Source organism: Bradyrhizobium sp. (assembly GCF_049581145.1).
Lineage (GTDB): Bacteria > Pseudomonadota > Alphaproteobacteria > Rhizobiales > Xanthobacteraceae > Bradyrhizobium.
The window spans coordinates 1-20,833 of the sequence record NZ_JBAURI010000254.1 but is presented as its reverse complement, the minus strand read 5'-3'; the positions used below and the strand labels follow the sequence as shown (position 1 = coordinate 20,833).

At 62.6% G+C, this 20,833-nt stretch carries 19 protein-coding genes and 1 riboswitch; of the genes, 3 read left to right on the top strand and 16 right to left on the bottom strand.

Features of this window, described 5'->3' with window-relative positions; all coding sequences use genetic code 11:
• Nucleotides 1–350 precede the first annotated feature (350 nt).
• Nucleotides 351–413, bottom strand: a riboswitch (Fluoride riboswitch).
• A 42-nt stretch (nt 414–455) separates the two neighbouring features.
• On the bottom strand, nt 456–737 hold the full coding sequence (locus tag WCB02_RS08695; RefSeq protein WP_423957537.1) for a hypothetical protein: 282 nt from the start codon (nt 735–737) through the stop codon (nt 456–458).
• Here WCB02_RS08695 and WCB02_RS08690 point away from each other — a divergent pair.
• Nucleotides 642–1,220: a histidine phosphatase family protein gene (locus WCB02_RS08690; protein WP_423957535.1), complete on the top strand. Its 579-nt coding sequence runs from the start codon at nt 642–644 to the stop codon at nt 1,218–1,220. The two genes, WCB02_RS08695 and WCB02_RS08690, sit on opposite strands and share 96 nt — an antisense overlap.
• A gap of 124 nt (nt 1,221–1,344) precedes the next feature.
• Here the strand turns inward: WCB02_RS08690 and WCB02_RS08685 are convergent, their stop codons facing one another.
• From WCB02_RS08685 to WCB02_RS08620, 14 genes are all read right to left on the bottom strand, one after another.
• Nucleotides 1,345–4,440, bottom strand: coding sequence for an ATP-binding protein (locus WCB02_RS08685; protein ID WP_423957533.1), 3,096 nt, complete (start codon nt 4,438–4,440; stop codon nt 1,345–1,347).
• Complete coding sequence (locus WCB02_RS08680) at nt 4,437–4,811, bottom strand: Hpt domain-containing protein (RefSeq protein WP_423957531.1); 375 nt, start codon at nt 4,809–4,811, stop codon at nt 4,437–4,439. The genes WCB02_RS08685 and WCB02_RS08680 overlap by 4 nt, the downstream gene beginning before the upstream one ends.
• Nucleotides 4,805–6,127: a PP2C family protein-serine/threonine phosphatase gene (locus WCB02_RS08675; RefSeq protein WP_423957530.1), complete on the bottom strand. Its 1,323-nt coding sequence runs from the start codon at nt 6,125–6,127 to the stop codon at nt 4,805–4,807. Before WCB02_RS08675 ends, WCB02_RS08680 begins: the two co-directional genes overlap by 7 nt.
• Nucleotides 6,124–6,777 (bottom strand): ATP-binding protein, encoded by a 654-nt coding sequence (locus WCB02_RS08670; protein WP_423957529.1) that lies wholly within the window; start codon nt 6,775–6,777, stop codon nt 6,124–6,126. Before WCB02_RS08670 ends, WCB02_RS08675 begins: the two co-directional genes overlap by 4 nt.
• An 8-nt stretch (nt 6,778–6,785) precedes the next feature.
• Nucleotides 6,786–7,082 carry an STAS domain-containing protein gene (locus WCB02_RS08665; RefSeq protein ID WP_423957528.1) on the bottom strand — a complete coding sequence of 99 codons (297 nt, stop codon included), beginning with the start codon at nt 7,080–7,082 and terminating at the stop codon, nt 6,786–6,788.
• 12 nt (nt 7,083–7,094) lie between these two features.
• Nucleotides 7,095–8,237: a methyl-accepting chemotaxis protein gene (locus WCB02_RS08660; RefSeq protein WP_423957527.1), complete on the bottom strand. Its 1,143-nt coding sequence runs from the start codon at nt 8,235–8,237 to the stop codon at nt 7,095–7,097.
• Nucleotides 8,238–8,239: 2 nt separating this feature from the next.
• Complete coding sequence (locus WCB02_RS08655) at nt 8,240–9,301, bottom strand: protein-glutamate methylesterase/protein-glutamine glutaminase (RefSeq protein ID WP_423957526.1); 1,062 nt, start codon at nt 9,299–9,301, stop codon at nt 8,240–8,242.
• 8 nt (nt 9,302–9,309) lie between these two features.
• Nucleotides 9,310–9,936, bottom strand: a complete 627-nt coding sequence (cheD, locus tag WCB02_RS08650) for a chemoreceptor glutamine deamidase CheD (RefSeq protein ID WP_423957524.1) — start codon at nt 9,934–9,936, stop codon at nt 9,310–9,312.
• Nucleotides 9,933–10,754, bottom strand: coding sequence for a CheR family methyltransferase (locus WCB02_RS08645; RefSeq protein ID WP_423957523.1), 822 nt, complete (start codon nt 10,752–10,754; stop codon nt 9,933–9,935). The genes cheD and WCB02_RS08645 overlap by 4 nt, the downstream gene beginning before the upstream one ends.
• Nucleotides 10,755–10,823: 69 nt before the next feature.
• A complete protein-coding gene (locus WCB02_RS08640; RefSeq protein WP_423957521.1) occupies nt 10,824–13,571 on the bottom strand; it encodes a methyl-accepting chemotaxis protein in 2,748 nt (915 codons plus the stop codon).
• Nucleotides 13,572–13,624: 53 nt separating this feature from the next.
• Nucleotides 13,625–14,170 carry a chemotaxis protein CheW gene (locus tag WCB02_RS08635; protein ID WP_423957520.1) on the bottom strand — a complete coding sequence of 182 codons (546 nt, stop codon included), beginning with the start codon at nt 14,168–14,170 and terminating at the stop codon, nt 13,625–13,627.
• Complete coding sequence (locus WCB02_RS08630; RefSeq protein WP_423957519.1) at nt 14,160–16,241, bottom strand: chemotaxis protein CheA; 2,082 nt, start codon at nt 16,239–16,241, stop codon at nt 14,160–14,162. The genes WCB02_RS08635 and WCB02_RS08630 overlap by 11 nt, the downstream gene beginning before the upstream one ends.
• Nucleotides 16,232–16,597 (bottom strand): response regulator, encoded by a 366-nt coding sequence (locus WCB02_RS08625; protein ID WP_423957518.1) that lies wholly within the window; start codon nt 16,595–16,597, stop codon nt 16,232–16,234. The genes WCB02_RS08630 and WCB02_RS08625 overlap by 10 nt, the downstream gene beginning before the upstream one ends.
• Before the next feature lies 1 nt (nt 16,598).
• Nucleotides 16,599–16,919, bottom strand: coding sequence for an STAS domain-containing protein (locus WCB02_RS08620; RefSeq protein ID WP_423957517.1), 321 nt, complete (start codon nt 16,917–16,919; stop codon nt 16,599–16,601).
• 525 nt (nt 16,920–17,444) lie between these two features.
• Here WCB02_RS08620 and WCB02_RS08615 point away from each other — a divergent pair.
• Nucleotides 17,445–18,107: a response regulator transcription factor gene (locus WCB02_RS08615; RefSeq protein ID WP_423957516.1), complete on the top strand. Its 663-nt coding sequence runs from the start codon at nt 17,445–17,447 to the stop codon at nt 18,105–18,107.
• Nucleotides 18,108–18,110: 3 nt separating this feature from the next.
• Here WCB02_RS08615 and WCB02_RS08610 read toward each other — a convergent pair whose 3' ends face one another.
• The gene (locus tag WCB02_RS08610; RefSeq protein ID WP_423957514.1) at nt 18,111–19,475 is read right to left on the bottom strand and encodes an ABC transporter substrate-binding protein; all 1,365 of its coding nucleotides are present in this window, start codon (nt 19,473–19,475) and stop codon (nt 18,111–18,113) included.
• A gap of 428 nt (nt 19,476–19,903) precedes the next feature.
• Between WCB02_RS08610 and WCB02_RS08605 the strand changes: the two genes are divergently transcribed.
• On the top strand, nt 19,904–20,833 hold a 930-nt coding region (locus tag WCB02_RS08605; RefSeq protein WP_423957513.1), incomplete at its 3' end, for a cache domain-containing protein.

Below are 20,833 nucleotides of genomic sequence, written 5' to 3'. Positions count from 1 at the left end.
ACCCAGATCACTCCGTCGATTGTATCCACTGCGTGCCTCGACCTGTTTTGATATCTGTCTGCCGCTCAAACCGGGTGCCGAAACGTCCGATGCGCATCCCGTCCGGGTTCATGGGAGCCATCCTTCGCCCGTTGGGGGAATGCTTGAGCGGTCATTTTCAACCTCGCAAGATGCATTGTCGCATTGTCCTTCTTTTCCGCCCCCGCCATGAGGCACCCCGCAATAAACACGGCCGGCCAGCGGCCGCACACCGTCGTCGATTGGCGTACGACCGAATCACTTGACTTCGCGTTGAGGCGGAAAAGGTGGCCTGAGCGGCACATCGCCATGGCTTACCCCCCCGCATTCTCGACGCGGCAGGAGTCATCAGCCCTCATCAGGCGGTTCTGGGGAACTCCATCCCCTTGGATCTGAAAATACTAGACGATGTCCAGCCAGGGAGCAATATCCACCCGTCAGCTGGCCGTACCGGCACCGGTATGGCCAAAAATACGCCCTCGTTCCACCCGCACCAATACGCAAGATTGCGTATGCCGATCGCTGAACTGGGTGTCCACGCGTTTCGAGCGACGTATCAGGAGACATGAGGTTTCCGCCCAATGACGATCATCCTGCTGGTTCGCCATGGTCACGTTGCAGGCATAAACCCCGCGCGCTTCAGGGGGCGCGCCGATCTCGCGCTGACGGAAACGGGACAACGGCAAGCCGAGTTGCTGGCGCGGCGGATCGCGGCGCAATGGGCTCCGAACTCGATTTATAGCAGTCCGCTGCAAAGATGCGTCGCAACGGCTGCCGCGATCGCGAGCGCCTGCGGCATGCCGTCCGAGCCGCTCACGGAGCTCTCCGATCTCGACTACGGTGCATGGCAATCGCTGACTTATGACGATGCGCGCTCGACCGACCCTGAGCTTTTCGACGCCTGGTTGGCCACGCCCCATCTGGTTCGATTTCCGCAAGGAGAAGCGCTCCAGGATGTCGCGGCCCGCAGCGCGAACGTGCTTCGCCTCGTCGTGTCCCGGAGCCCGGCGGACACGCTCGTTCTGGTGGGACATGACAGCGTCAACAGGGTCATGCTGACTCAAATTCTGGACATGCCGCTGTCGGCCTATTGGCGGTTCGCCCAGGACCCATGCTGCATCGATGAAATCGAATCCACCGGGGGCTCGTTTCAACTGCGCCGCATGAACGACACCGCCCATCTCGACATCGGGATCAGCTAGAGCATGATGGTCTTTGGTTGAACCGGTCCGGCCCAGCGGTTCGCTTTGCCTCGTCTCATCAGCTTCAGCCAAAGGCGCCCGCAGATCCTGAAGGTAAATGACAGCGCGCGGCTGCGCCCGGCAGTCAGCCCGCCGCTCTCGGCTCCGCCAGCGTCGCCCGCTGCGCCGCAGCCGCAGTGGCGACTTCGGCCCATCGCTTGATCGCGGTGAACAGCAGCGACGGCTGAATAGGCTTCGTCACATAGTCGTTCATCCCGGCGGCCAGATAGGTCTCGCGCTGTCCGACCATGGCGTTGGCGGTGAGCGCGATGATCGGCACCGTCCGCTCCGGGCCCGCCAGCTTTCGGATCGCCTTTGTCGCTGAAATGCCGTCCATTTCCGGCATCTGTACGTCCATCAGCACCAGATCGTAGGCCGCGCGCTGCACGGCCAGAACGGCTTCCCTGCCGTTGACGACCATGACCGGCTCGAACCCCTGCCTCCTGAGCAGCCCCTTGATCAGGCTGGCGATGATCGGACTGTCTTCCGCCACCAGGATCTTCAGGCTGTTGAAGCTCGGCGCCAGCGGCACCTGCTCCTCGCCGATGCGCGGCAAACCCGCGCTGCATGTCACGGAAAACCGGAACGTGCTGCCGCGGCCGATTTCGCTGTCGATCTCGATCGAGCCGCCCATCATGGCGCAGAGCTGTTTGCAGATCGCCAGACCGAGACCGCTGCCGCCATATTTACGCGAGATCGAGGTGTCGGCCTGCATGAACGGTTTGAACAGCTGCTGCTGAACATCGGGCGCAATGCCGACGCCGCTGTCCAGGACCGCGATGCTGAGCTGCTTGCGTCCGTCGGACAGGGCGCGATGGGACACGTCGATCCGCACCGAGCCGTGCTCGGTGAACTTCACGGCGTTGTTGACGAGATTGAGAAGAATCTGGCGGATCCTGCTCGGATCGCCATTGAGCCATTGCGGAAGGTCCGGCGCCGAGACCACCTCGAACGCAAGGCCCTTGTCCTCGATCTTCTTCCTCATCACGGTTTCGACGCCCCTGACCAGATGCGCGATGTCGAAGTCGATCGCCTCCGGCAAGAGCCGGCCGGCCTCGAGTTTCGAGAAGTCGAGGATGTCGTTGATCACGCTCAAGAGGCCGTCGGCCGACTCCTTCGCCATCGCGGTATAGCGCTGCTGCTGCTCGCTGAGCTCGGTGTCGGCAAGCAGATCGATCATGCCGACCATGCCGGTCATCGGCGTGCGGACCTCATGGCTCATGATCGCCAGGAAGTCGGACTTTGCCCGGCTCGCGGCCTCTGCCGTATCGCGCGCGACGATCAGCTTGTCGGTCGTCGCCACCAGTTCCTGTTTCTGCAGTTCGAGATCGTTTCTGACCTTCTCGAGATCGGCCAATCTCTGCTCGAGGGCCGCCTCGACCTTCTTGAATTTCGTGATATCGGTCCGCAGGCTGGCCGTCCCACCATCCGAGGTCTTGTGGTCGATGAACTGGATCCAGCGGCCGTCCGCATAGAGGCATTCCCTCGGCTTGCTGCCCGCGTAGCGCCAGACGCGATTTCTCTTGATCCAGTCGTCAAGCGTGAGATCGTCGAGCTCGAGCAATCCCACGCTATAGGCGCAACGGATCACGTCATCGTACGGCATTCCCGGCTTCATCAACCGATCCATTTCCGGGAACATTTCGCGAAAATGCGTGTTCGCAAGCACAAACCTGTCGTCGCGGTCATAGAGCACGAAACCCTGCGGCATCGATTCGATCGCGTCCAAGAGACGATTTTGGGTTTCCTCGGCTTCGATCTCGGCTTCCTTCCGCTCGGTGATATCCTGCGCGATGCCGAAAAAGCCGACCAACCGGCCGTCATCGTCGAGACGGGGGTCGGCCTCGAGTCTTATCCATCGCACCGAGCCATCGGGCCGGACCCAGCGATGTTCGTGGATGAGCTGCGTTTGCTCGGCGCGCGCACGATTGCGGGTCCTCACATAGTCCGCCACGTCGTCCGGATGGATCAGTGACATGAACAGCTCGACCGAAGCGGTTTCCGACGGCGGCACGCCGGCAATCTCGAACAATTGCGGAGACCAGATCACCTGGTCGCCTTTCGATTCCCAGTACCCGAGCCTTCCGATGCGCTCGGCATCGAGCAGCAGACCTCGGCTGCGCGCCAGTTCCGCGTTCTTGCGGGCAAGCAGCGACTCGGAATGTCGCATCCGGCGAATCCTGCGCGCCAGGGCAAACAGCAGCAGTAGAATGCCGGTGACCGCGCCTGACGCGCCCATTGCCAGGACCATGGCAGCGCGCCGCCAGGATCCAAGAACCGCATCCCTGGTCAGCGCGGTCGATACCAGGAGCGGAAAACCGGGGACCCGATTGAACGCGATGTACCGCGTCGTGCCGTTCACGCCGCGGCCCCAAACCGCGGCACGATCGGGTTCTCCGCCGGCCGAATTCGCGGACGACCAACCGCTGCTCACAGGCTCGCCGATCAGCTTTTCGTCCTGGGGATAACGCACCAGCCGGATGCCGTCGCGCCGGATCAGCGAGATCGATCCGCCCTCGCCCAGCGCGACCGACCGGTAGAAGTCCTCAAAGTGCTTCAGGCGAACCGCCGCGTCCACCACGCCGGCAAAATGGCCGTGACGATCCTCGAGGCAACGCGCCAGGTAGATCGTCCAGGCGCCGTCGAGCTTGTTCCGCACCGGCTCGCTGACGAACAGCTCCGCATTGGCATTGTCGCGGCACTGGCGGAACTGCTCGCGGGACGTCAGCGACATCGCCGGAAACGGCCATGACTTGGAGATATTGAGGGCATCACCTGCGGCGCCGATCAATAGCAGATTGTCGATCTGCTCGATGCCGCCGACCCTCTTGGCGAGATAATCGTGCATCTGCCTGCCGATCATGGCGGCCTGCATGGCATCGCCATCGAGGTCCTCAGACGCGAATCGATCGACGACTTCACGAAGCACCAGGTCGACGGACTGGAACGAGCGTGAGGTCTGGTCCGATATCACCAGCGCCAATCTGGCGAGGTTCGCCTTGGTATCCTGCTCGACCCGGTCATGCAGATTCCAGATCGTCGCACCGGCGGCGGCGACCATCAGCAGCATCAACGTCGCGGCGGCGAACATTGGCAGATAGGACGAAAGCCCTGACTCCCGGGCATGAACCCGGGACGCTTCATTGGGCTCATCGACCGCCTGACCAAATGCGTCGCTCACCGAGCGCCTCCGGTACTGCCTTCCGATCCGCCCGGCAAAGATGCGCTGGTGTCATTGAGCGCCGCCATCAGCACCGGCACGGACTGCGCGATCGAAGCAACCGTCGGCAGTTCCAGTTCGATCTCGCGCGCGATCAAGGCCAGTCTCGCAGCGCCGAAGCTGCTGGCGACGCCCTTGAGAACATGCGCCGCTCGCTTGGCTTGCTCCAGATCGTTCGCTTCGAGCGCCGCCTGAATTGCCTCGAGCGACCGCTGCGCCGCTTCCGGCAGATCCGCGAACATCTCGCGCAGTTCGTCCTCTCCGAGCGCGTCGCGCAGCAGCGCGATCTGGGATTCGTCGAACAGCGGTTCCTGGGCCAGTTGCTCTAGCATGCCTGCGCCTCGCGGTTGAGAAGAACACATTCCGGAGCCGTGGGCGGCGCGGGGGGCTGAACGGACGTGCAATCGCGGCCTGTCGGCAGACGCGGACCGACCCGACGATCGAGGCAGACGATCGTGGTGTCATCCGGCAGAACTCCATGCTCGGTCATGCCGGCAGATCGACAGAGTTCGTCGATCACCTGATGCGGCGTCAGGCCCGGATCGCATCGGTCCGTCACGGCTTTGATCCCCTCCTCGCCGATTCGCCCGCCGTTGGAGTCGGGAAATTCCGCAAGTCCGTCCGAGAACAGCACCAGCATCGAGTCCGCGGAAAACGGGCTGTGATGCAGTTCGAACGTCTCGCCGCGACTGATACCCAGCGGCACGCCCACAGCCTCGGTGAGATGGCAGGGTTCCAGCAAACCCTGCTTGATCATGAATGCCGGCGCTCCGGCGGAGACGTACTGAAGCGATGACTCCGCATGATTGACGATCAGGTAGAGAAACGTCGCGAATTGACCGATTGGCAAGAGCCGCGCCAGCCGGTCGTTGAGCATCGACACGAGGCCCACGGGATCATTGCGCAAGCTCCGGTAGTTGTGGATGAGGGCGTGGAGACGGAACGTGTTGAGCGCGGCGGTGACGCCATGCCCGGTAAAGTCCGCGAGAAAAATCCCGAAGGACGATGCGTCGATCGGCAGCAGCCCCCAAATGTCTCCGCCGATCTCGGAGGATGACCGATAGTACGACCCAATTCGCAGTCCGGCGGATTCCGCCAGGGCCTGCTGGTCGGTCGCCGACGGCAGCAATTCGAACTGCATCCGCCGCGCGGCATCGAGCTCGTGCGAGGTTCGCCTGCGGTATTCGCGCAGCTCGCCCAGCATCTTGCGCCGTTCAAGATGGACGGTGACCCGCGCCACGAGCTCGGATGGATTGATCGGCTTTGACAGGAAATCGGAGGCGCCGGCCGCGAACAACTTGCCCATCTGCTTGCGATCGACGGTCGCCGTCTGGACCAGTATGGGCACGTCGGCGAAATCGGGAAGCATGCGGACCTGCCTGCAGACCTCCATGCCGTCGAGGTCCGGCATCTGCATGTCCAGCAGAACCAGGTCCGGCTTGAAGCTTTTGATCAGTTGCAGCGCCTCACCCCCGCCGTAGGCGAAGCGAAGATTGGCGAAGTTCTGCTGCCGCAGGATCCCGGCCAGCAGACGGCAACACATCGGTTCGTCGTCGGCGATCAGGATCCTGGCATCGTAGATCCCGCGCTCGCCGGCGCTTGCGCTGCCCGCGATACCGAGGTCGGAAGTGGTGAGAACCCCGTTCACAGCTCGAAACTCATCTTCACGGCCTGCCCGCCGCGCAGCAGAGTGAAGCGGTCGCACATTGCGCCAAGGATCCTCAGGCCGCGGCCGGAGGCAATGGCGTCATCGACATCCCGCGCCACTGACGAAGGGAGTTCACTGAGTTCAAATCCATCGCCGCTGTCCCGGACCACGACATGCAGCCGCGTCCCGCTCCAGACAGCTCTGATATCGACAACACGGCGCGCGACTTCGTCGTCCGCAAGCAGCGAGTCGATCGACTCGTGAAGCGCCAGCAGCCCGGCCAGATCGTGGCGCCGGCTGGCGACGATCTTGAGGTTGCCGTGCAGGACGGCGTTCATCAACGCTTCCTGCACGGCCGTGTGAATCCGCTCCTGCAATTCCTCGTTCAGCGACATGCGACCAGCCAGCGCCCCCACGAACACCCTGACGACCGGCAGCCGGTATGCAGTCCGGGTGGTCAGCGTCAGGCTGAGACGGCTGGTGGTCCAGTAACCGAACTCCTCCGCCTTGCAGCAATCCGCCAGTTCCTTCTCGATGCACTGATTGGCCGGCACGGCCAGCACTGCCTTCAGGGATTCCCCGGAGAGGCCGTCCCAGTACGTGCACGGTGACGTCACGGCGTGTTCGCCTTCATGCGTGATCGCGCTCATGGCAGTGATTATTCGACCGAGAACAGTGTATTGAACTTGGTTACGTCAAACATGCGTTTGACCTGTCCGTGAGGCCCGCGAAGCACCACTTTGCCATTGGCCTTGCTGGCTTCTTCTCTCACCAAGAGCAGCATGCCGAGACCGGCGGAGTCGATGAATTCGAGCTTCGAGAGGTCGATGACGATCTGGGACTGCTTGGCCTCGAGCAGCCGGCTGACCAATTCCTTGAACGAGACGTGATCGCTGAATGTGAATTCGCCGCTCAGCGCGACCTGGCCTGGGCCACCTTCGAATTTGACGTCCATGTTGCTTCTCCCCTAAAATAGTTCAATCGAGCCGCTGGACGATGGCGCATCCATCCCAGACGGCACAGCTTGGGTTTCAACGGGCTGTTTGCCTTCGATCAGTTGCTCGACAAAGCGGGCGCGCATTTCACTCAAAGTGAAGCGGTCGAGCAGCTTCTTCACCCATTCGACGTCGGGAGCCGCGTTTGCCGCGAGACCCGGAACGCTTGCGATGGTGGACGATTTGATGTCATCCAGAGCCTGATCGATCACATGCAGCGTGTCGACGACATGTTCGAGCCGCTGCCGTGTCCGGTCCTGGAACTGGATGCCGGTGACCATGGCGTCCACGTCGGCCGAAATCACTCCGGCTTCCTTCACCGCATCGGCAACGATGCTGGTCAGGCTTTCGCTGCGGCGCATCAGCGCACCGAGCAGCACCTCGAGGCGCTGCTTGGCCATGATGTTTTCCGACATGTCGATGGTCGCGACCCGCTTCAGGGTCTCGTGGCCGCTGGTAATGCCGTCGGCCACCGCCTTGAGCTCGACCTGCATCGAGACGGCAAGTGACTGGGTCGCACGCGACAGCTCCCGGACCTCGTTGGCAACGACGCGGAAGGCGGCTCCCGCAGCACCCGCGCGCTCAGCCTCGATGCGCGCATTCAGCGCCAGCATGTTCGTCGTGCTGGTGATCGCGGACAGCTGTTCCATGCACTTGTCGACGCGCCCGACATTCGCGTTGAGCGCATCCAGCGCGTAAACCATCGACATCGAGTCTTTCGACAGAAGTAATATCTTCTGGACCACGTCGCTCAGGGTCGCATCCAGCAATTTCGCGACCTCGTCGATCGGAACGGTCTTTCCCTCTACCTCGATGCCGATCGCGAGATTGGTCAGGCTGTCGACCCGCGCGGTCTGCTGCCCGGCGCCGATGGCCAGGCGCTGAAAGCGGCCGCTCAGCGCGTCGGCCTCGGTCTCCACGAAGGCCGACGTATGCTTGATCTCCGACACCAGCGTGTGAATGATGCGCTGCTGCATGTCGGCCAGCGACATCCAGCGTTGCAGCAATGCGGATTGATCCGGCGCGGTGGACGCGACAACGTGCAGCTGCGGCGCTTCCGCCACCGCAGCCGAAGCCGGCGTCACCTTCCGTTGCTGCCGCAACTGCCCGAACATCATCACACCCTGACGCCGCGCCCGCTCAGGGCCCGGCAATGATGCAGAATCTCCGCGGGTATCTTGTGCAGCGGCAGCTCGATTTCCGTCGCGCCGCAATCATGCGCCACCTTCGGCATGCCGTAGACGACGCAGCTGGCCTCGTCCTGGCCGATCGTGGACGCGTTGGCGCGGCGCATTTCCAGAAGGCCGGCCGCGCCATCGGCACCCATTCCGGTCAGGATGATGCCGACGGCATTGGCGCCGGCCGCGTGCGCCACCGAGCGGAACAGCACGTCGACCGAGGGACGATGACCCGACACCAGCGGTTGGTCGTGCAGACGGCAGACATAATTGGCTCCGTTGCGTGCCAGCTCCAGATGCAGTCCGCCCGGGGCGATATAGGCATGTCCCGGCAGCACGCGTTCGCCATCCTGCGCCTGCGAAACAGTCACGGTACAGCATTGATCGAGCCGGCTCGCGAACGAGGCGGTGAACATCGCAGGCATATGCTGGGTGACCAGGATCGCAGGCGAGTCCGATGGAAACGCCGTCAGCAGGGACTGCAAGGCTTCCACGCCTCCGGTCGAGGCGCCGATCGCGATGATCTTTTCCGAGGAACTGTAGCCTGCGCCTGGCTGGATCCGTTCGACCTGGGCAATGTTGCCGGACAGCGGTCGCACCCGCGCGGCAGCCGCCGACTTGACCTTTGCGATGATTTCCTCGCGCAAGGCGGCAAAGCCATCGGCCAACCCGACCAGCGGCTTGGCGACGAAATCGACTGCGCCCATGGCCAGCGCGCGCACCGCGGTCTCGGCCCCCTTCTGGGTCAGCGAGGACACCATGACGACCGGCATCGGCCGCAACGCCATGATCTTTTCCAGGAACGAAAGCCCGTCCATGCGGGGCATTTCGATATCCAGCGTCAGGACGTCGGGGTCCAGCGTCTTGATCATTTCGCGCGCGATGACCGGATTGGGCGCGGCGCCGACCACCATGATCGCCGGATCGGTCGACAGCATCTCGGTCAGGACCTGACGCACGAAGGCTGAGTCGTCGACGATGAGGACACGAATCGCGGGCATGGCCGGCCTCAAAACAGTTCGATGGAGCCGCTGACCGGCTCGCTCTGGATCTTTGATTTGTAGGACGTCTCGATACGAACGACGCTCTCCTGCTCGGTCCGCTGCAACTCCAGCAGCATCACCTTGCCGGAAACCGGGAAGTAGTGGACACGGCGCGGCAGGTGGCCGCGCAGATGGCTGGCCGCGATCGCGAGATTTTCCGCGGCGAGATAGCCCTCGACGAATTCGGCGTTGCGGTGCCCGATATTGGCCGTTCCGCCCATGACGTTGCCGCCGCCGAACACCTTGATCTCAAGCCGCTGACGCGCTCCGCCTCTTGCGAGGATGTCATTGATCAGCCGCTCCATCGCGACGTTGCCATAGCGCATGCTCGCCGACGCCGTGTCCCAGCCGCCGCCCATCGCTTCCGGCAACATGAAATGGTTCATGCCTCCGATCCCGAGCAGCGGGTCGCGAATGCAGGCCGTGACGCAGGAGCCGAGAATCGTCACCAGCATCTCGTCGGCTTCGCCCGTGACGTAATGCTCGCCCGGAAACACCTTGATGGCCATCGCGTCGAAACGCGGATCGCGATAGCGCCGCGTCTCGGTCGTGTGGTGGACGATCCTGGCCTTGTGGGCCCGGGAGGGGCTCATTTGATCCTCCGATAGATCGTGCGGCCGACCAGCTCGAAGCGATCGGTCACGTTCATGAGGCTTTCGGAGTGGCCAATGAACAGACACCCGTCGGACTTCAGCAGTTCGGCATAGCGGTCGAACAGGCGACGCTGCGTCGGCTTGTCGAAATAGATCACGACGTTTCTGCAGAAGATGACGTCGAAGGGGCCCTTCATCGGCCAGGTCTGCAGCAGATTGAGCGGCGCGAAGCTGATCAGCGACGACAGCTCGTCGCCGGCCTCCGCGCTGCCGTCATCCAGAGCATTGAAATACTTCAGCCGCAGCGACTTCGGGATGGTCTCGAGGCGCTCGGCGTCATAGATGCCAGCGGCCGCATGCGCGACGACATTGGTATCGAGATCGGTGGCGAGGATCTTCACGTCCACGCCGCGCAGGAGCGACTGATGTTCGCGCAGCGTCATTGCGATGGTATAGGGCTCCTCGCCGGTGGAGCAGCCGGCCGACCAGATGCGGAATCGATCGGCTCTGTCCTGTGCTGCGATCCTGGGAAGGATGGTCTGCGCCAGATAATGGAAATGATGCGGCTCCCGGAAGAAGCTGGTGTGATTGGTGGTCACCGCATTGATCAGGTTGTTTCTCTCGTCGTCTCCCGCCGGGCTTTCCAGAAGCCGGCAATAGGCAGCGAAATCAGACAGTCCGAGGATGCGCAGCCGGCGGCCAAGACGGCCCTGGACGAAGGCACGCTTCTTCTCGCTGAGGACGATGCCGGCGGTATCCATGACCAGCCGGCAGATCTTGCGAAAATCTCCCTCGTGAAGCGCGTATTCCTGGTGCACGGCGGTCTCTCATTCTGCTGGCAGATCCGCCGATCCATCGGTCGATGGATCGGCGGTGACACCTTGCGGTTAGAACTGTTTCCAGTCCGTGTCGTCTGCGCCGACCGCCCGACGCTTCGGCGCGGGCAGATCCTCGGCCTTTCCGCTCCTGGCTTGGTCGGTCCCGCCGGACGGCGGGCGCGACGAACGCACGCTGGAGACCGGCTCCTTGGCGGATCGCAGCGAACGGTCGACCACCGGATTGCCGGTCAGCTTCGCGCCCTTCCGGACCGGCGCGGGCTGACCCCGTTCGTACTCCGGCGGCAGCTCGAACTGGCTCACCATGTCGGACATTGCGGCGGTCTGTTCCTCCATCGATTTGGCCGCGGCAGCCGCCTCTTCGACCAGCGCGGCGTTCTGCTGCGTGACCTTGTCCATCTGGGTCACGGCGTTGTTGACCTGCTCGATGCCGGCGCGCTGCTCTTGCGACGCGGCCGAGATTTCCGCCATGATGTCGGTGACGCGCTTCACCGACTGAACGATCTCCTCCATGGTCTTGCCGGCAGTATCGACCAGCCGCGAGCCGGATTCGACCTTGGATACCGAGTCCGAGATCAGCCCCTTGATCTCCTTGGCCGCATTGGCGCTGCGCTGGGCCAGGTTGCGCACCTCGGCTGCGACGACGGCGAAGCCTCGACCCTGATCACCCGCACGCGCGGCCTCGACCGCGGCGTTGAGCGCCAGGATGTTGGTCTGGAAGGCGATCTCGTCGATCACCCCGATGATGTCGGCGATCTTGCGGCTGGCCTGGGTGATGCCGTCCATGGTCTGGACCACCTCGGCAACGACCGTGCCGCCCTTGACCGCGACGTCGGAAGCCGACGAGGCGAGCTTGTTGGCCTGCTGCGCATTCTCGGCATTCTGCCGGACCGTCGCGGTGAGCTCTTCCATGCTCGCTGCGGTTTCCTCGAGGCTCGCGGCCTGCTCCTCGGTCCGCTGCGACAGGTCGGTGTTGCCGGTTGCGATTTCGCGTGCCGCCGTGCTCAACGTCTGCGAGGTCTCGGCAATGTCTCCGATCATCGACGACATGGTGTCGAGCAGGCCGTTGACGCCCTCGCAGAGCTCGGCGATCTCACCGGTCTTGCCCTCGAGCGGGATCCGCTCGCGCAGATCGTTTTCCTTGGCGGCGCCGACGATTTCCTTGGTCTGTGCGACCGCGGCCTGCAGGATTTCGGATGCCTTCACCTGCGCCGTGATGTCGGTGGCATATTTCACGACCTTGAACGGCTTGCCGTTCAGATCCATGATCGGGTTGTAGGACGCCTGAATCCAGACCTCCCGGCCGCCCTTGGCGATGCGCTTGTACTGCCCGGAGTCGTATTCGCCGCGTCCGAGCTTGTCCCAGAACATCCGGTATTCCGCCGACGAACGAAACACGGGGTCGACGAACAGCGAATGGTGCTGCCCCTTGATTTCGGCGAGAGTGTAACCGAGCGTCTGGCAGAAATTGTCGTTGGCTGTGAGTACCTTGCCATCAAGCCCGAATTCGATGACGGCCTGCGCCTTGCCGATGGCCGCGATCTGCCCCTCGAAATCGGCGGCCGAGATCCGCGCGGCGGTCACGTCGGTCGCAATCTTGACGATCTTGACGACGCGGCCGACCTCGTCCTTGATGGGAGAATAGACGGCCTGGATCCAGACCTCCTTGCCATCCTTGGTGATGCGTTTGAAGACATCGCTGCATGCCTTGCCGGCATTCAGGTCGCTCCAGAACTGCGCATAGCTCGGAGTTACCGAGTAGGAGGGTTCGACAAACATGCGGTGATGCTTGCCGGCGATCTCGGCGAGGCCGTATCCCATCAGGCCGAGGAAGATCTGATTGGCCGTAATGACGTTGCCCGAAGTATCGAACTCGATATAGGCATAGTTTTCGTTGATCGCCGCGAACAGCCCACGCATGTTGTGGCGTTCGATCTCAGCCTCGGTAATGTCGTAACGGACTCCGAGATACCCTTTCGGCTTGCCATTGTTGCCCATGATCGGCGCAATCACGGCATCGACGTAATACGGTGTGCCGTCCTTGGCACGGTTCTTGACCACGCCCCGGAACACCTTGCCGCGGCCGATCGTGGCCCACATCTCCTTGAAGACTTCCTTCGGCATGTCGGGATGCCGGGTCGTGTTGTGTCCCCTGCCGATGAGCTCATCCATCGGATATTTCGACACCTCGATGAACTTGTCGTTGACCGAAAGAATCGTGCCCTTCAAGTCCGCGTACGACACGATGCTGGTCGTATTCATGATGTCGGTGCGAAGCTTGAGTTCGGCTTCGTCGGCTGCGGCCTTCTGCGCTGAAGCCGTCACATCCAGGCCGACCGCGATGATGCGCGCCGGCTTGCCGTGGCCGTCGAGCGCCGGCGTGTAAGAGGCTTGGAACCAGACTTCCTTGTTGCCCTTGCCCATCAGCTTGTACTGGCCGGCCGCCTGCTCGCCACGCGCCAGTTTTGCCCAGAACGTGCGGTATTCCGGGCTCTCCCGGGACGCCGGCTCGATCATCATCGAGTGATGCTGGCCTTTGATCTCTTCGAGAGCGTAGCCGAGCATCGCCAGACAATTCGCGTTGGCGTCGAGGATGACACCATCGGGCCCGAATTCGATCACCGCCTGTGAACGGCTGATCGCGTCGGCGAGGTCGCGCTGCTTGGGGTTGGAAGGCGACGCCGGTGCGCCGGCGCGAGGTTTCGCCTTCGCCTTCGGTGCCCTCGGCTTGGCCGCGTCGGCCTGCTGCATCTCCTGGGCGTCGAATTCGTGACCGGTCTCGTTGTCGTCTTGCGTCATCTCAATATCCTCGATTTGAATTGTCGTTGATCCGCCGGAATAGGTGGCAGGGTTCAAGCCGCCTTTGTCGTCGTGACATCACCTGCAAAACTTCGCTTCGTCAGTTCGCCGGGCTTGCCGAACAATCCCGCAATCGACACCAGCGTCACCATCCGGTTTTCGATCGCGACAAGCCCCTCCAGGAACTGATCCTCCATCGGCATCCCCATGTCCGGGACCGGCCGAATGGCCTTCGGATTGACCGAAATGATGTCGGACACGGTATCGACCAGGAGACCGACCGTCTTCGATCCGGCGGCCAGGATGATCACGACATGCATGCTGGTCGGCACCGTCAGTCCGAGCCCGAACCTGGCGCGCAGGTCGAAGATCGGGACGATGACGCCGCGAAGATTGATCACGCCGCGGACATGCGCGGGTGCGTTCGGGATCATCGTCGTGGCAGCCCAGCCCTTGATCTCGCGCACGACCATGATGTCGATGCCGTACTCCTCCTCACCGAGCGTGAAAGTGATGAACTGCTCGGAATTCTCACCAATCGCGGCCCGATCAAGACTGTCCTGTCCGAGACTGCTGATCGACTGATTGTCAGACTGCATGGTTCATATCCTCCAGGAACTCGGGATTGATGCTTGGTGACGGGACACGTGGCAGCCCGACGGGCCGCTCGACGATTTCGCGAAGGCGACCGGCGTCGAGGATCAGTGCCACCCGTCCATTCCCGAGAATGGTCGCACCGCTGACCCCGTCGACCGCGTCGTAGTTCGACTCGAGGCTCTTCACGACGACCTGCTGCTGGCCGAGCAGCTCGTCGACGACGACCCCGATCGGCCCGGAACTGTCGCTCTGAACGATGATCACGATGCCGCGGCAGGGATCGGTGACCGCGCCGTCGATCGCGAAGCATTTGTGAAGATAGGTCAACGGCAGATATTCGCCCCGCAACGCCAACACGTCGCCACGCCCGACCACGGGGTGGATGTCGGCAAGCCGCGGCCGCAGGCTTTCGATGATGGCGGTCAGCGGAACGATGAAGGTCTCTTGCCCGACCGAAACCACCATGCCGTCCACGACCGCAAGCGTGAGCGGGAGCGACATCGTGAAACGTGACCCGTGGCCGAACCGCGACTGAACCGTGATCCGGCCGCCGAGGGCCTGGACGTTGCGCTTGACGACGTCCATCCCGACCCCGCGCCCGGAAATGTTCGACACCACATCCGCGGTGGAGAAGGCCGGCAGGAAGATCAGATTGTCGATTTCCTCGTCGGTCAGAACGGCACCGGGCGCAACCAGGCCGCGCTCCTGCGCCTTGGCCAGCACCCTGTCCCGGTTGAGACCGCGGCCGTCGTCGGAAACCTCGATGACGATGCGTCCGCTGCGTTGCGCGGCCGACAACTGGATCGTTCCCTGACGCGGCTTGCCGGCGGCGGCGCGGTCATCCGGGCTTTCGATGCCGTGATCCAGCGCGTTGCGGATCATGTGGGTAAGCGGATCGTTCAACTGCTCGATCACCGTCTTGTCGATCTCGGTCATCTCGCCCGACGTGACGATCCGAACCTCTTTTCCGAGCGTGGCGGCAAGGTCGCGCACGACGCGCGGCATCCGCGCGAACACCGATTTGACCGGCTGCGCGCGGATCGCCATGACGCTTTCCTGCAGCTCGCGCGCGCTTTGCGCCAGCGCCTCGATGCCCTGGATCATGGCGGGATACTGATCGAGGGGCAGCAGCGAGCCCTGCTCGGTCAACATGGCCTGGGTGATCACCAGCTCGCCGACCAGATTCACCAGCCGGTCGACCTTGTCGACGTCCACGCGGATCGATTGGGTGGCGGCAGGTATGGTCGCGGCGGCTTCAACCGGTGCCGCCGCCGCCACGACCGTCGGGCCCGCAACAGGGCTGACCGGCTTGCTGACGTCGGCCGCATCGCTCACCACTTTAATATTGAGCTCGCAATCGTCTTCCACGAATTCGAAGACTTCGTGAACCGCGCTCTGCGGCGCGCCGGTGTCCAGAATGAAGGTCCAGCTCAGATAGGCCGCTTCGGGATCGAGCGATTCGAGGGCCGGCAGCCGGGAGACATCGGCCTCGACCACAAGGCCGCCCAGCCTGCGCAACTGGCGGACCAGCAACAGCGGCTCGTTGGCCTTCTGCAGCATCTCGGTGTGCGGCGTAAAGACGATGCGGTATCGCCGCTCGCCGCTGACCTCGGCGCGGCCCGTATCGCTCACGGCGGGAGCCGGCGTCGCCACGCTGTCCGATGCGCCGTTCAGCAGCTCCAGCATGGCTGCCTCGATGTCGGCGGCAAAGCCCGCCGGCAGGGACTGTTCCGCACGCGCCGCATTGACGATATCCGCGAGCGCGTCGCTGGCGCGCAGCAGCAATTGGGTCACGTCGGGAGTTGTCTGGACCTGCTGTTCGCGGATGGCATCGAGCAGACTTTCGAACACATGCGAGAACGCCACCAGCGCCGAGAAGCCGAAGGCGCCCGCGCCGCCCTTGATCGAATGAACCGAGCGGAAGATGGCGTGAAGCGTCTCGTCGTCGCCGCCGCCGTTCGACAGCATATCGAGATTGGTCTGTAGCGCATCGAGCAGCTCGGCGCACTCCTCGAAATAGGTCTTGCGAAACTGCGCAAGAGGATAGCCCTCGCTTTCCTGGTTCACGGACACACCCGCTGCACCAGCTCGACGAGTTTCTCGGGACTGAAAGGCTTGACCAGCCAGCCCGTCGCTCCGGCGGCCTTGCCGTCGGCCTTTTTTGTATTGTCGCTTTCAGTGGTCAGGATCAGGATCGGCACGGCGCGGTGCTGCGATGCGGACCGCACGTTCTTGATCAGCGAAATGCCGTCCATGTTCGGCATGTTGAGGTCCGTGATGATGAGGTCGAATTTGCCGCCGCCGAGCACGGTCAGGGCGGCTTTGCCGTCCTCGGCCTCGGCGACGTCGAAACCGGCCTTCTTCAGCGTGAACGAGACCATGTCCCGTATGGTCTTCGAATCATCGACGGTAAGAATGCGCTTGGTCATTTCAGGCCATCCATTTGATGAAGTGCGACTCAAGTCCGAGATCCGCAACGGCGGTACGGAATGCATCGGACGCATTGACGATCCGGATCGGCTGGCTGGCCGCTTCGGCCGCGAGCCCGGCCGCCAGCAGCACTTGAACGCAAGGTGTCGACATCCGCTCGACGGCGGCGGCATCCAGCAGAACGACGCCGGAGCCGAGCAGGCCGGTCAGATCACCGCGCAGAGCTGCCGCCTGCGTGAGATCAAGCGTCTGTGGCAGCGAATGGGCGTTGCGGGACGAAGAGGCGGACGGCGCCCCATTGTCGGAGCATGCAGATGTCATGTCGCTTTCCGGGTATGTCTCAATCGTCTGTTCTTGGAATCCGTTCTCAAGGACGATGTGCGCTGTGTCGGACACAGCGCGCTGGTCATCCCAGGTAGGCGGTCGGACAGGCCTCTGGTCCCTGCTCCCCGCATGAAGACGTATCGGCCAACTCGGCATAACCTTATTCACTCAGACTTTAATCAGCTGTGAAATTACGTGCCCGTGTAACCACGGATTGCACCCGCTGAGAGCGTAACGAATAGAAGAACACGTGACGCTGCCTGTTGCGGCATTCAACGATCGCCGCGCATCCGGCGGGAAGGCGCTCCATCGCACCGAAGCGCAGCGTGCCGTAGAAATACGGCCAGCAAATTTAACCGGCCGCTAGGAGGGAGTGCGAATGTCTGGTGCGTCTCACGGCCCGCGGCACGATCAGCGAGACGATACCGATGAGATGATGGAAGCCGGATCGGCCTGATGGATTGCTCGCAACGATGCTGACGGCAGACATGGATGAGTCGGTACCGGACAGGGTGATGTTGCATGGCGACCAGCGAAATCTTCATCGTCGAGGACGACGTCACCATGCGTCAGCTGCTTGCCACCGTGCTGGGAAAAGCGGGTTACGACGTGACCTGCTTTGTGGATGGCGACAGCCTGCTGGCCGCGACCGGTGAGCGCTATCCGCTGTGCATCATGCTCGACATCTGTCTGCCCGGACAATCCGGTCTCGACATCCTGAAGCGGCTGACCGATTCTCATTATCCTGCGCCGGTCTTCATGATCTCCGGTCATGGAACGATCGATGTCGCCGTCCAGGCGATCAAGGACGGCGCGACGGACTTCATTCAAAAGCCTTTCCGGGCCAATGAGCTGGCGCCGCGCATCGAGGCCGCGATCGCACGCGACCGGATGAAGCGGGTCTCGAAGCTCGGCTCGATTTCGCTGAATTTTCCCGGACACGCCACGCTGACCGCCCGCGAGAGAGAAATTCTCGCACAAACCATGCTTGGGAAATCGACCAAGCAACTAAGCCGGCTTTATGGGATAAGTCCGCGCACGGTCGAGGATCATCGCTCGAATATCAGGCGAAAGACCGGCGGAAAGTCGTTCATCGAGCTGATTCGTGACGCCATCGGATCCCGCGCTTTCGAGAACATGGTGATGGCGACCACCCAGGTCGCGATCGACAAGTCCAGCGAGTAACGCTCAGGGCTCGGCGCTGGCGCTCCGCAGGTTGGCCATGGCCTGCTGCTGGGCGCCGTTCATGGCGTCGCGGGCCGACCGCTTGCCGGTCACGACCTGGTCGATCGCGGCATTCACGGCATCGCCCACGACCGGAAACTCCTTGACGGTCCGGTAGGCCATGTAGTTATCGCCCTTTGCCGGGAGTTCGAGAACATCGAGATACAACGCGCCGAGATCCTGGCCATTGACGGTATTGATGCTGCGATACTCGTCACTCTGAATCACCGAGCGGCGGCACACCGTGGCGTGGTGATGTTCCTTGACGATTCGCATGCACATTTCGGGACTGAGCGCCCATTTGATGAATTCCCAGGCCGCGATCCTGTTCTTCGCATTCCGGGGAATGCCGAGCCCCTGGCTGTTCGACGCCGGATGATCGTTGAGCGGCCCGGCGGGCATCCGGACCACACACGACGTGTCCCTCACCCTGCTTTCGTCGGAGAGGAGGATCGGCGTTACCCATGAACTCGAATGGATGAAGGTGTTCGAGTGCCCCATCAGCATGGAGAGACGAGCCCGGTCCTCGCTATAGGTGAGCACATCGCGCGGCGCGTAGTTCTTCAGCAGGTTGGCATAATACTCGGCGGCCCGGATTGCCTCGGGCGAATTGAGCGTCGGTGTCAGATCCGACGGCGGGTTTCGAAAGACGTTGCCGCCAAATCCCTGCAGATACGGAATCAGGCACCAGTGGTGCAGCCGCCAGCTGACGAAGCCATTCACATCATCGGTGCCGTGGATCTCCGCGCAGACCTCAGTGAGCTCGTCGAATGTCCGGGGAATCTTGAGGCCTTTCTGCTCCATCAGATCCATCCGCGACAGCCCCATCACCATCGCGCCGCCTTCCCAGGCAAAACCGAACGTGCCGCCCCTGGCATCGCGATAGGGCAGCTGGGCGCCGGCGACGAAATCGTCGGACTTCCACTCCGGCGGCGTGAGATTTGCGTCGGCGGTGAACTCGTCCAGATCAGTGAGATAGCCCGCGGTGACCCAGCGCGCGGCGAGGAAGAAGGTGACATTGATGAAATCGAACGCCGAACCACCCGCGGCCAGTTCCTGGCTGACCATCTCGTTGTAGATCGGGAATGGCGAGAGCTGCAGGTCGACCTTGATACCGGTCTGCTGCTCGAATTCTGGGATGTAACCCTGCAGGATCGTCAGGAAGTGATGTTGATACGATGCTCCGCGCAGCGTCACGCCGCTGAATGGCTTTGCCAGCGCGATCGCGGGCATGGGAAACGCTGCCGTGGCGACGGCCGCGGCGGCGGATTTCAGCAGCCCGCGACGGTTCACGCCGCTTTGGGCGTCAATTATCTGGTCGTCGCGCATGGCGCATCTCCACCGACTCAGGGAAAGCATAATGTGTGGCTATTTGAATCAACAGAGTGAAACTTTTCGCTAAGGGCATGCCCGACAATTGTTAACAGCACTCCCGCAACATTACGGTCGAGCCGCCCCGCAAACGGGCGTGTAGTGCCACGGCAGAGGGCTTTCAAGGGCTTCACTAGACGCGCCGCCCGTAGATCCACGGGACTTCTTTGTCCGGCGGCGGACGAGGCATTTAACACCTGCTGACAACATCCGCCGCCAACGCTGTGCGGGGCGCGGCTGGACGCTCGACGTCGGCGCAACGGCCGAACAATGAGTGCGGCGCAAAATCGCCGTCCCTAACGCTTTTTTCAGCTAATCCGGTCCTATGCTGGTGCGGGAGACCAACCGTGTTGAATTCTCAAATGGCGCACAGACGATCTGGATCCGTGCCGGCCTCGGCCGGACGGTTCGATCCAGCGCTCGTCAAGACTGCGCATGCGAATCTCGGCATCATCTGGATCTTGCTGAGCGGCATGCTGCTGATCGCCGGCATCGGCATCGGCACGGCGGTCATGATCGACAGCTTTCGCGAGCGCGCGATGACGGTCGGCCAGCGCGACCTGGAGAATACGACCCTCCTGCTCGCGCGCCATTTCGACCAGAAATTCGAGGACCTGGTCGACGCGCAGGCGCGCCTGGCGAACAGGTTGGCCGTCGCCGAGATATCGTCAACCGATGAATTCAAGCGGCGCATGTCTGCTTCGGCCATCCACGACCTTCTGAATGGCGAGGTGAGCGAATCCTTCGATCCCGCCGATATTTACCTGTGGGATTCCGACGGGCAGGTCGTCAACACCTCCCAGACTGGCCCGCTTCCGAATTTCAACATCGGCGATCGCGCCTCCTTCCGATCATTCAAGGCCAATTCCACGTCGGCGACGACTCTCGCGGAGTCGGTTCACAGTCTTGTCACGGGTGCGCCGGCCATGGTGCTTGCCCGCAAGCTGACGAACGCGAATGGTGTCTTCCTCGGCGTCATGTCGCGACGAATCGAAACCCATCAATTCGCGAAATTTCTGGATACGCTCACACTCGGCAACGGCGCCAGCATCCTGATCGCCGATCGCGGCGGCGAAGTGCTGGCGCGGTTTCCCCGCGTCGCAGCGGCCGGCGGCAGCAGCGTCGCCGCTGGACCTGCCTTCCAGCAGGCGCTCAGGAAGTCGGGACCCACGACGGTCCACGTCACGAGTCCGGTCGATGGCGTGGACCGGATCGCTTCGGCGCGCCCGATGCGAAGCTTTCCGATGGTCATCGTCGCGACGATCGCCACCGACGCGGCGCTCGCCGACTGGCGCGAGCAGACCAGGCTGCTGATC